An 11,016-nucleotide genomic window follows, 5' to 3' on the forward strand; every position below is an offset into this window, starting at 1 on the left:
GCGGGGGGGCGTGGGGTGTGTTGTTGCCCCCCCGGTGCGGCCGGCGTGGGGGCCGCCGGGCGGGGGGGGGGTGGGGTGGGGGGTGCGCCCCCCCCCCCCCCCGCGCCCGGCCACGGCGCGCGGTATCACGGTGTCTCCGCAGGTCAGAGCAGGTTGGTCAACTTTGGTTGACAGCCTCTCTCTGTCAACCTAGGATGACAGGCATGGAGATCGACCAGCTCGTGCTGCTGGCACGGGAGGCCAAGGGCGAGGACCCCGTGGCGGGGCTCGCCGCCGCCGCCGAGATGCGGCGCGAAATGGAGCGGCTGGAGGCGGTGCTGGTGCGGCGGGCCCGCACGCAGGGCCGCACCTGGGCCGACATCGCCGCCGCCCTCGGCATCAGCAAGCAGGCCGTGCACAAGAAGTACGGCGGCCGGGGGCTGTTCCGCAACCAGGACTGACCCCTCTCGCAGCGGAATCCGGCCCCGGCGCTCGCGCCGGAGCCCGGTGAAAGCTGTCCGGGTCGAGGTGTGCGAGCTGGGCGCATCCGGATACATGGTGCCGTGCTACAGGAATCCGGTGAATCCCTCATGGGTGCACAATCCGTTACACAGCAAGCGGTCGCTGTCGCCGTGGCCGCCAATCTGCCCGTCATCCTCTGGGGAGCCCCGGGCACCGGGAAAACCTCGTCCGTGGTCGCCCTGGGGGAGAGCCTGGGCATGCCCGTGGAAGTCGTCGTCGGGTCCATCCGCGAACCGAGCGACTTCTCCGGGCTCCCCGTACTCCGCGACGGCGGCACCTGGTTCGCCCCGCCGCGCTGGGCGGAACGGCTCGCCCGCTCCGGGACCGGCATGCTGTTCCTCGACGAACTGACCACCGCGCCGCCCGCCGTCCAGGCCGCCATGCTGCGCGTCGTCCTGGAGCGCACGGTCGGCGACCTGGTGCTGCCGCCCGAGATCCGCATCGTCGCCGCCGCCAACCCGCCCGAACAGGCCGCCGACGGCTGGGATCTGTCCGCGCCGCTGGCCAACCGGCTCATCCACCTCGACTGGGAGGTCTCCGCCGCCGACATCGCCGAGGGCATGGCCGCCGGGTTCACCGTGCCGGAGCTGGCCCGCGGTGAGGCACCCACCGAGGCCGGGATCGCCGGATCCCGGGCCACGGTCGGCGCGTTCCTGCGCGTGCGCCCCGAACTCGTGCTCGCCGTACCGGACAGCCCCGACCGGGCCGGACGCGGCTGGCCGAGCCCGCGCAGCTGGGACCTGGCCGCCCGCGCCCTGGCCGCCTGCGCCCACAGCGGCGCCGAGGAGGCCGTGCTGGCCGAACTGGTCCTGGGCGCCGTGGGCGAGGCCGCCGGGTTCGAACTGCTCTCCTGGGTACGCAACCTCGACCTGCCCGATCCGGTGCAACTGCTCAACGACCCGCACGCCGCGCTCCCGGACCGCGTCGACCGGCTGCACGCGCTGCTCGGCTCGCTCGTGGCCCACGTCGCCGCCGAGGGTGGTGCGCCCGTGTGGGAACAGGCCTGGACCGTGGTCGGCCGCGTCGCCCGCACCGCGCCCGACGTGGCGGCCAGCGCCGCCCGGGCACTCGCCCGACAGCGCCCCAGCGGCGCCAAGCTGCCCACCACCATGCTGGAGCTGGCGCCCGTCCTGCGCGCGGCGGGGCTGCTGACATGACCGCCGATCCCGCGGGGCCGGCGGGGCGGGAGGCCGAGGTCCTCGCCCGGTTCGCCGCCGCCCGGCTGTGGGCCGCCCACCGCGCCCCGTACCTGGCCTCCGCGGTGTTCGCCCTCAACCCGGTGGTCATCGAGGCCGCCCTCGACGACACCACCGGGGCGCCGCTGCCCGACCCGGAGTTCCGCGCCTTCCCCGCCGACACCCGGTGGAACGTCCACTTGGAGACCGGGACCGCGCTGGCCACCCCGGTGCCCGAGATCGGCTGGTGGCTGCTCCACCACGTCGGCCATCTCGTCCGCCGGCACGCGAGCCGCTCCCCGGTACGGCCGGAGGACGGCGGCGGCACGCACGCGGCCGGGCTCGCCGGGGACGAGCGGGCGCACCGCTGGAACCAGGCCGCCGACGCCGAGATCAACGACGACCTGGAGGCCGAGGACCTGCCGGGTCCGGACGGGGTCATCTCCCCGAAAGCCCTCGGGCTGCCCGCCAACCGCATGGCCGAGGAGTACGTCCCGATGCTGGACGTACTGGCCGACGCGATGGGCCGGGGCGGCAAGGCACTGGCCGACGCCATCGACTGCGGCAGCGCCGCCGACGGGCGGCCCCGCACCTACGAGGACTCCGGTGGCGGCGGGGGACTGTCCGAACTGGACAGGGAACTGCTGGAACGCTCCATCGCCGTCGGCATCCAGGACCGGATCAGCGCCCGCAGCGAGGTCCCCTCCGGCTGGCAGCGCTGGGCCGGCGAGCGCCTGGCGCCCACGGTGAACTGGCGGGCCCGCCTCGGCGCGCTGATCCGCCGGGGACTGTCCACGGTGGCAGGCAACACCGACTTCAGCCACCGCAGACCGTCCCGCCGGGCGGGCGCGTACACCGACATCGTGCCGCCCGCGCTGGTCTCCCCGGTGCCGGACACCGTGCTCGTCATCGACACCTCGGGCTCGGTCACCAACGCCGTGCTCGACCGGCTGCTCGCCGAGGTCACCGCCATCATCACCGGCGTGGCCGGCCCGAACCGGCGGCTGCGCGCCCTGTGCTGCGACATGCACCCGCACCCGGTCCAGGTCGTGCGCCGGGCCGAGGACATCCGGCTCGTCGGCGGCGGCGGCACCGACATGCGGGCCGGGATCGAGGCCGCCGCCGGCCTGCGCCCCCGGCCCGACCTCGTCGTGGTGCTCACCGACGGCCAGACGCCCTGGCCGGAGCGGCGGCCCCGGCCGCACGTCGTCGTCTGCCTGATCGGCGAGGACGGCCACGCGCCCGACTGGGCGGCCATCGCCCGTATCCCGGAGGAGGGACCGACATGACCGTGGCATTCAGCGACGACGACGAACCCGGCCGCGACAAGGACAAGGACAAGGACGAGCACAAGGACAGGGAGCACCGGGGACCGGCGCAGGAGCCGGAGTACGCGCCGGTCCCCGAGCCGCTGCCGCAGTGGCCCGAACACGGATTCACCCTGGCCGAGGCGCGCCGGTGGATCGACGAGGGCTTCGCCGTCGAGGAGGCCGTGCGCTGGCGCACCTCCGGGGTCTACGCCCCGGACTCGGCACGGCAGTGGCGTACCGCGGGCGCCACCCCGTACACCGTCGACACCTGGCTGAGCGCCGGGATGACCCCGCGCGACGCGGTCCGCTGGCGCGAACTCGGCTACTCCGCCCGAGAAGCCGCCGAACGGCACCTGGCGGGGGAGAGCCCCACCCCCCGCAGCTGGCTCTACCGGCTGCTCAACCCGCGCCGGGACAGCGCGAAGGACAACCTCGGCGAGGAACGGGCCGCGTCCATGAAGACGCTGCTGCACCAGGGCGTCCCGGCCGCGGTCGCCCGGGGCTTCGTCGCGTCGGGCTGGACCGGCGAGGAGGCCCTGCCCTGGGCCCGGCGCGGTATCGACCCCGGCGAGGCCAGGATCTTCCTCGCCCTGGGTTTCTCGGTCGGCGAGGCGGAGAAGGTGCTCGCCGACGGCGAGTCGGCCCTCGCCCTGATGGCCGGCTGGTGGCGCGCGGGCATTCCGCTGGACGAGGTCGCGCCCTGGCGGGCGGCGGGTTTCGGCGCGGAGGAGGCCGCGTCCCTGCGCGCCGAGGGCACCGACGTCGAACAGGCCAAGGTGCTGCGCGCGCTGGGCGGCGGTGACTGACGGCTGCCGGACGCACCCGGCCGCCCCGGCCCCGGCACCACACGCGGCGGACGGCCGGGCGGAACCCCTCGCCCATCCGGACCTCTTCCTGCGGGGTGCGCGGGGCGCGGCCGCTTTCGGCGAAGTCGGGGGCGGGCAGGGCTCGGTGGTCGGGTTCCCCTTGACCGTCAGGGGGATGTCGGCGATGGCGACGACGGCGGAGGGCACCATGTGGGCGGGCATCCGGTCAGCCAGGTAGTCGCGCAGGCCGCAGACCATGGCGCCGACCCGCTGGCGGCGGCCGGCGCGCCCGGCCCCGGGGAGGACGGTGGCAGAGACGACCTCCGCGGGGTCGCGGGCCAGGCCGGTCACCACGCGGCGCGGGTCCTCGTCCAGTTCGAACCGGGTCAGTTCGCCCGTGTAGGAGCGTACGGCGGGCCGGGGGCGGTCGGTGGGGAGCGTGATCCGTTCCGGCAGGCCGGCCAGGTGCTCATGCCCGTAGCCGATTTGCCGGGCGAGGACGCTGTCGGTGCGCCGTTATCGTCGGCTCAACCACCGAAAAGGCTGGGACCCCTCGCGGATTCCGCTGTCAATCGATTAATGACACAATTCGCGTGCTTTCGGCATTCCGATCGCTCGGGTAGTGCCGCGTCCGGCGAGTGCCGTTCAGCGGGGGTGGAGGAATGCTGCCGGAGGCGCTTGAGCGTGCCGTGTCCGGAATGTACGCCACGCACGCCATGCATCTGGCGGACCGCCACGGGGTGCTGAGTTTTTTCCTCGGCCGCGACGGGACGTCCGCGGAAGTAGCGGCCGCACTCGAACTCGACAAGGAGACGCTGCCCCGGCGGCCGATCGCCCTCGACGCCCTCGGCCTGGTGGAATCAACCCCTTCCGGATATCGGCTACCCGCCTCCATGGCGCCTTTTCCTCGGAAGGAGGACAGGATGTCCACGTGCGCCTCGGCCGCCGCCAGCGGATCGGCCGCAGCGGTCGCGCGGAAGGCGGTCATGGTGCGGTCAGCATGGAGTCCCAGTCCGCGGGCGGGACCCCGAGCATGTCGCAGATCGTCGCCACGGGCAGCCGCGCGGCCACGGCGGTGAAGTCCCCGCCGCGGCCCCGGTGGCCGCCGGATTGTGGTCCAAACGCATACCGAGTTCTGACACGAACGTCGCCGGATCCCGCAGCACCCGGGCTATCTCGGAATACGACAGCACCGCCCAGAAATCGCCGGACGGACCCGTGCTGCGCCACACCGGCGACTGCGCACGCAGCTCCGCCCACAGTTCTTCCGGTTTCCCGCTCCGGTAGAGTTCCGGATCCCCCAGGTCAACCGGGGCGACAGGTGAATTGACCACGTGCTCGCTCCCCTCGAAAAGTGCCACCAGTTTTTCCGAGCGGATACGACGCGGTCAACCGTCCCCGCGCGAGCGCCGGAACCGGGGCCGCCGGAACGGAAGCGCCCGCCGCCGGGGACGGAACGCGGAAAGGGCCTCCGGCCCAGGAGATTCTCCCGGGCCGGAGGCCCTTCGCACCGTCGGGACGACAGGATTTGAACCTGCGACCCCTTGACCCCCAGTCAAGTGCGCTACCAAGCTGCGCCACGTCCCGGTGCCTTGTGTGACCTGGGGCTTTGCCCCCTGTCGGCGTGCAGTAGAACCATACCGCATATCAGTGAGTGCTCGCGCGAGGCGGGAGGTGGTCCCCCAGGTCCGTCCGGTGCCACCAGGCCCGGGTCGCGCGGCGCTCGGCGCGGGTCGTGAAGCGGTAGCGGTACAGGCGGGCCCTGATGTACGTGGGCGGGGCGTCGGGAAACGGGTTCACCCGCAGCAGGCGCAGGGTCGCGGCGTCGCCGGCCAGCAGCCGGTCGATCAGCCGGGGCAGCCAGGGCGCCGGGTAACCGGGAGTGAGCGCCGCGAACCACATCAGCCAGTCCAGGCGCAGATGGAACGGGGCGAACTGGCGCGGTCTGCGGTCCACCGCGCCCGGTTTGCCGTGGAACTCGTACGCCCGCCAAGTGCCGTCCTCGGCCGGTTCCCGGTCGGTGGTGCCCTCCAGCACCACCTCGTAGCGCTGCCGGGTCACCGTGCCGAAGGCGCCGTAGGTGTTCACCAGATGGAGGCTGTTGAACGACCGGTTCATCGCCTGTCCCGCGGAGAGGAGATTGCGCACCGGCCAGTAGCTGAGCACCGCGATCAGCAGCGTGGCCGCCCCGGTCAGCACCACGAACCACACCGGGGCCTCGCCCTGGCCGCCCGGCGGGGCGGGCAGCGGGAGGTGGCGGGCGGCGAGGGCGCCGTCCACGGCGGCCACCGCGAGCAGCAGCGTCAGCCAGTTCAGCCAGGCGAAGTTCCCCGAGGCGATCAGCCACAGCTGGGTGACGATCACCACGGCCGCCGCCCAGCTGCCCACCGGCTGGGGCGCGAACAGCGCGAAGGGGACGACGAGCTGGGCCACGTGGTTGGCCGCGGCCTCCGCCCGGTGCAGCGGGCGGGGGAGGTGGTGGAACCACCAGCTCAGCGGGCCGGGCATCGGCTGGGTCTCGTGGTGGTAGTAGAGGCAGGTGAGCTGCCGCCAGCAGCGGTCGCCGCGCCATTTGATCAGTCCGGCGCCCAGTTCGATCCGGAAGACCAGCCAGATCAGCAGATACAGGGTGGGGACCGGCGGGGCGATCGTGGCGTTGCCGAGGAAGACCGCCACGAATCCCGCCTCCAGCAGCAGCGACTCCCAGCCGAAGGCGTACCAGCTCTGCCCGATGTTCACGATCGACAGGTACAGCGCCCACAGCACGGTCCACAGCAGCATCGAGGTCCACAGCGGCACCGCGTCGGCGAGGCCGAGCGCCACCGCCGCCGACAGCGCCGCGCCCGTGCCGGCCACGGCGGTGAACCGGCGGTCGGTGTAGCCGAGGTGGAACAGGCCCGGCGCGTCCCGGAACCGGATGCGGCGCAGGAGCAGCGGCGCCGGGGTGATGCCGCGCTCCCCGGCCAGCGGGCGGAACTCGCGCAGCGCGGCGAGGAAGGCCAGCAGATAGATCAGGGCCAGTCCGCGCTGGATCACCAGCCGGCTCAGCCAGGCGTCGGGGTCACCGAACCACTCCATCCCGTATCCGTATCATCCACCCGTTGACCTGGGCGGGAACAACGGCTTGGGTGTGGACCGGTAAGCGCTTGCCCCTTACCCCGCGAGAAAGAGGCCCCATGCCACTGACCGATCTCCCGCTCGATGAACTGCGCGCCTACCGCCCCGAGGTGCCGGCCCCGGCCGACTTCGACACCTTCTGGGCGGACACCCTGGCCACCGCACGCGCCGCCGCCGGCGGCCCTGCCGTCTACACCCCGGTGGCCGACGCGCCGCTGACCGCCGTGGACGTCTTCGACGTCCGCTTCCCCGGCTGGGGCGGCCAGCCCGTCGCCGGCTGGCTGCTGCTGCCGCGCGGTGCCAGGGGCCCGCTGCCCGCGGTGGTGCAGTACATCGGGTACAGCGGCGGCCGGGGCCTGTACACCGAACACCTGCTGTGGAGCGCCGCCGGCTACGCCCATCTGGTGGTGGACAGCCGGGGCCAGGGCCACGAGACGCCCGACCCCGACCCGGCGCCCGGCCCCCAGTACGTGCGCGGCTTCATGACCCGCGGCATCCAGGACCCGGAGCACTACTACTACCGCCGGATCATGACCGACTGCGTCCGGGCGGTGGACGCGCTGCGCGAGCACCCGGCCATCGACCCGTCCCGGATCGTCGTGGCGGGCGGCAGCCAGGGCGGCGGGCTGGCGCTGTCCACCGCCGGACTGGCCGGGGACGCGGTGGCCGCCGCCCTCGTCGATGTGCCGTTCCTGTGCCATTACCGCCGCGCCGCCGACATCGCGAGCGCCGGCCCGTACCCGGAGATAGCCGAGTACCTCGGCTTCCACCAGCGGCACGACCCGGAGGCGGTCTTCCGCACCCTGAACTACTTCGACGGGCTGCACTTCGCCCCGCGTGCCAGTGCGCCGACGCTCTTCAGCGTGGCGCTGATGGACCCGGTCTGCCCGCCCTCCACCGTGTTCGCCGCCTACAACCGGTACGCGGGGGAGAAGGACATCACCGTGTGGCCGTTCGGCGACCACGCCGGGGGCCGCGGTTCGCAGCCGGTGGAGCAGCTGCGCTGGCTCGCCGCGCGCGGGCTCGGTGGCGCGACGGCCGGCTGAGCCGCCCGTGCTTCCCCGCATCGCCCCCGGTCATCCGCCGGGGGCGATGTCATGTCCGACACCGTGCCCGCCCTTTCCCGGCTTCCGCACATGCGCTTTAATTGCGAACGTTTCGCAATAGCGTTCCATGTTCAGAAGAAGGTACTCATGACGGCCCGCACCGTACGGACAGCGGTCGCGGCGCTCGGCGCCGGCACGCTGCTGACGCTCGCCGCCTGCTCCACCCCCGACGAGGGCGACAACGCCGGAGCCGGCGGCGCCGACTCCCTGGTCGTCGGCATCGCCAACGAACCCGACACCCTCAGCCCCCTCCTCGGCTACGGCAAGGACGGCAACTCCAAGATCTTCGACGGACTGCTGCGCCACACCACCGACCTGGACCTGGAACCCGCACTCGCCGCCACCCTCCCCGAGGTCAGCGACGACGGGCTCACCTACACCTTCCCGCTGCGCGAGGACGTCACCTTCAGCGACGGCGAACCCCTCACCGCCGAGGACGTCGTCTTCACCTACGAGACCATCCTGGACGACGCCACCCTCAACCCCGCCAAGGACGAACTCGACGCCATCGACACCGTCGAAGCACCCGACGACCACACCGTCGTCTTCACCCTCGGCTACCCGTACGCGCCGTTCGCCGAGCGCACCGTCCTGCCCATCGCCGCCGCCCACGCCGCCGCCGGGGGCGACGTCAACACCGGCCCCTACAACACCGAACCCATCGGCACCGGCCCCTACCTCCTCACCGGCTGGACCAAGGGCGAACGCCTCACCTTCGAGGCCAACCCCGACTACTGGGACGGCGCCCCCGAGGTCACCCGCCTCACCATGGCCGTCATCCCCGACGACGACGTCCGCGCCACCCGGCTGCGCACCGGCGACCTCGACGCCGCCGTCCTGCCCCCCAACCTCGCCGCCGGCTTCGCCGACGACCCCGGCCTGACCGTCCTGCACGCCCAGAGCGCCGACTTCCGCGCCGTCACCCTGCCCTCCGGGCACCCCGTCACCGGCGACCGCGCCATCCGCCGCGCCCTCGACCTCGCCGCCGACCGCGCCCTCATGGTCGACTCCATCCTCTTCGGCGCAGGACACGCCGCCCACGGCCCGATCACCACCGCGAGCGACTGGTTCACCGAGGGCACCGAACGCGCCTACGACCCCGGGGCCGCCGCCGCCCTGCTGGACGAAGCCGGCTGGAGAACCGGCGGCGACGGCGTCCGCGCCAAGGACGGACAGCGCGCCGCCTTCACCCTCTGGTACCCGGCCGGCGACCGGCTGCGCCAGGAACACGCCCTCGCCTACGCCTCCGACGCCCGCGGGATCGGCATCGACATCACCGTCGAATCCGGCTCCTGGGAAGTCATCGAACCGCGCCTGGACACCGACGCCGTCCTCTCCGGCGGCGGCAACCCCACCGACCCCGACTTCGAGCTGTACGGCCTGCTCCACTCCTCCCTCGCCGGCGACGGCTGGAACAACATGGCCCGCTACACCCACCCCACCGTCGACGCACAGCTCGACCTCGGCCGCCGCAGCTCCGACCCGGCCGAACGCGCCGCCGCCTACGACACCGTGCAGCGCGAGTTCGCCGCCGACCCCGGCTACACCTTCCTCACCCACATCGACCACGTCTACGTGATGAAGGACGCCTGGGACGGCGTCACCACCCAGGTCGAACCGCACGACCACGGCCTCGGCCACGGCCCCTGGTGGAACGTCGAGAAGTGGCGGATCCGTTCGTGACCCACGGCACCACCGAGGCCCCCGCCCGCACCCCCGCCCCCCGCGGGGCGGGCCGGGACCGCACCGGCCCGCCCCGGGCCGCCCTCGCCCGGCTCGCCGGCCGCCGCGCCCTCGCCGCCGTCCCGGTCCTCACCGTGGTCACCCTCGGCATGTTCGCCGTCGCCGCCGCCTCCCCCTTCGACCCGGTGCGCCAGTACATCGGCTCCGACGGCCTCGGCGCCTCCCAGGACACCCTCGACACCCTGCGCGACCGGCTCGCCGCCTCCGGCACCTTCGCCGAACAGTGGTGGGCCTGGCTGCGCTCCGCCCTCACCGGCGACCTCGGCCAGTCCCTCACCCTGCGCCAGCCCGTCACCGAGGTCATCGCCGAACGCGCCGGCTGGTCCCTGCTGCTGTGCGGCCTCGCCTTCCTCATCTCCCTCACCCTCGGCACCACCCTCGGCGTCCTCGCCGCCCGCCGCCCCGGCTCCGTCCTCGACCGCTGCGTCAGCTCCCTCAGCTACCTCCTCCAGGCCGCCCCGCCGTTCTGGCTCGCCCTCCTCGCCATCTGGCTCTTCGCACTCCAGCTCGGCGTCCTGCCGGCCGGCGGCCTCACCGACACCGGGTCCGACACCGTCACCGCCGGCTCCCTGCTGCGCCACCTGACGCTGCCCGTCGCCGTACTCGCCGTCTCCCAGCTGCCCTGGTTCGTCCTCTACACCCGGCAGGGCGTCCTGGACGCCCTGCACGAGGACCCGGTACGCGGCGCCCGCGCCCGCGGCATCGACGAACGCACCGTCCTGCTCGGCCACGCCCTGCGCTCCGGACTGCTCCCCGTCCTCACCCTCATCGGCACCCGGGTCCCCGAACTCATCACCGGCGCCCTCCTGGTGGAGACCGTCTTCAGCTGGCCCGGCATGGCCTCCGCCACCGTACGGGCCGCCACCGCCGCCGACTTCCCGCTGCTGGCCGCGCTCACCGTGATCTCCGCGCTCGCCGTCCTCGCCGGAAACCTCCTCGCCGACCTCCTCTACGGGCTGGCCGACCCGCGCGTCGACCCCGACCAGATGTGACCCCGCCATGACCAGCACCCCGCCCCGGCCCACCGACACCTGGCACACCCGCGCCACCACCCGGCGCGCCACCCGCACCGTACGGGTGTGGGCCTCCGCCACCCTCGCCGGCGCCGCGGCCCTCGCCGCGCTCCTCGTCCCCCTGCTGGCCCCCCTGGACCAGCAGGCCGTCGACCTCACCGCCAAACTCCTCGCCCCCTCCGCCGACCACCCCTTCGGCACCGACGAACTCGGCCGCGACATCCTGCTGCGCAGCGTCCACGGCC

Annotated in this window: 8 protein-coding genes, 1 tRNA gene and 1 pseudogene; 8 read left to right on the forward strand and 2 right to left on the reverse strand. The window is 73.6% G+C overall.

The window, feature by feature from the left end; translation table 11 throughout:
• Window positions 1–203: 203 nt before the first annotated feature.
• The 4 genes from ACFV5N_RS17745 (at window position 204) to ACFV5N_RS17760 (ending at window position 3,792) form a co-directional block, all read left to right on the forward strand.
• Window positions 204–440: a helix-turn-helix domain-containing protein gene (locus ACFV5N_RS17745; protein ID WP_375061731.1), complete on the forward strand. Its 237-nt coding sequence runs from the start codon at window positions 204–206 to the stop codon at window positions 438–440.
• A 129-nt stretch (window positions 441–569) separates the two neighbouring features.
• Window positions 570–1,658 (forward strand): AAA family ATPase, encoded by a 1,089-nt coding sequence (locus tag ACFV5N_RS17750; RefSeq protein ID WP_385600396.1) that lies wholly within the window; start codon window positions 570–572, stop codon window positions 1,656–1,658.
• Window positions 1,655–2,965 (forward strand): VWA-like domain-containing protein, encoded by a 1,311-nt coding sequence (locus ACFV5N_RS17755; protein WP_385600399.1) that lies wholly within the window; start codon window positions 1,655–1,657, stop codon window positions 2,963–2,965. Before ACFV5N_RS17750 ends, ACFV5N_RS17755 begins: the two co-directional genes overlap by 4 nt.
• A complete protein-coding gene (locus tag ACFV5N_RS17760) occupies window positions 2,962–3,792 on the forward strand; it encodes a hypothetical protein (protein WP_385600402.1) in 831 nt (276 codons plus the stop codon). Before ACFV5N_RS17755 ends, ACFV5N_RS17760 begins: the two co-directional genes overlap by 4 nt.
• A 1,513-nt stretch (window positions 3,793–5,305) precedes the next feature.
• Here ACFV5N_RS17760 and ACFV5N_RS17765 read toward each other — a convergent pair.
• Window positions 5,306–5,379 (reverse strand) — tRNA-Pro (locus ACFV5N_RS17765).
• Between the two features lie 60 nt (window positions 5,380–5,439).
• Entirely contained in the window at window positions 5,440–6,870 is a 1,431-nt protein-coding gene (locus ACFV5N_RS17770) for a lipase maturation factor family protein (RefSeq protein ID WP_385600403.1), read from the reverse strand.
• Window positions 6,871–6,968: 98 nt separating this feature from the next.
• On the opposite strand from ACFV5N_RS17770, the gene ACFV5N_RS17775 reads away from it, so the two are divergent.
• From ACFV5N_RS17775 to ACFV5N_RS17790, 4 genes and pseudogenes are all read left to right on the forward strand, one after another.
• On the forward strand, window positions 6,969–7,955 hold the full coding sequence (locus tag ACFV5N_RS17775; protein ID WP_385600406.1) for an acetylxylan esterase: 987 nt from the start codon (window positions 6,969–6,971) through the stop codon (window positions 7,953–7,955).
• Window positions 7,956–8,102: 147 nt separating this feature from the next.
• On the forward strand, window positions 8,103–9,698 hold the full coding sequence (locus ACFV5N_RS17780; protein WP_385600409.1) for an ABC transporter substrate-binding protein: 1,596 nt from the start codon (window positions 8,103–8,105) through the stop codon (window positions 9,696–9,698).
• Window positions 9,695–10,750 (forward strand): ABC transporter permease, encoded by a 1,056-nt coding sequence (locus ACFV5N_RS17785; RefSeq protein WP_385600412.1) that lies wholly within the window; start codon window positions 9,695–9,697, stop codon window positions 10,748–10,750. The genes ACFV5N_RS17780 and ACFV5N_RS17785 overlap by 4 nt, the downstream gene beginning before the upstream one ends.
• Window positions 10,751–10,757: 7 nt before the next feature.
• Window positions 10,758–11,016, forward strand: a pseudogene (locus ACFV5N_RS17790) (ABC transporter permease); the annotation flags it as partial.

This window comes from Streptomyces sp. NPDC059853, from assembly GCF_042731495.1.
Classification (GTDB): domain Bacteria; phylum Actinomycetota; class Actinomycetes; order Streptomycetales; family Streptomycetaceae; genus Streptomyces.

What these genes read in the sequence shown, in the direction of transcription:
- ACFV5N_RS17745 (WP_375061731.1), top strand. Translation starts at nt 204, where the DNA reads ATGGAGATCGACCAGCTCGTGCTGCTGGCACGGGAGGCCAAGGGCGAG.
- ACFV5N_RS17770 (WP_385600403.1), bottom strand. Translation starts at nt 6,870, where the DNA reads ATGGAGTGGTTCGGTGACCCCGACGCCTGGCTGAGCCGGCTGGTGATC.
- ACFV5N_RS17750 (WP_385600396.1), top strand. Translation starts at nt 570, where the DNA reads ATGGGTGCACAATCCGTTACACAGCAAGCGGTCGCTGTCGCCGTGGCC.
- ACFV5N_RS17755 (WP_385600399.1), top strand. Translation starts at nt 1,655, where the DNA reads ATGACCGCCGATCCCGCGGGGCCGGCGGGGCGGGAGGCCGAGGTCCTC.
- ACFV5N_RS17760 (WP_385600402.1), top strand. Translation starts at nt 2,962, where the DNA reads ATGACCGTGGCATTCAGCGACGACGACGAACCCGGCCGCGACAAGGAC.
- ACFV5N_RS17780 (WP_385600409.1), top strand. Translation starts at nt 8,103, where the DNA reads ATGACGGCCCGCACCGTACGGACAGCGGTCGCGGCGCTCGGCGCCGGC.
- ACFV5N_RS17775 (WP_385600406.1), top strand. Translation starts at nt 6,969, where the DNA reads ATGCCACTGACCGATCTCCCGCTCGATGAACTGCGCGCCTACCGCCCC.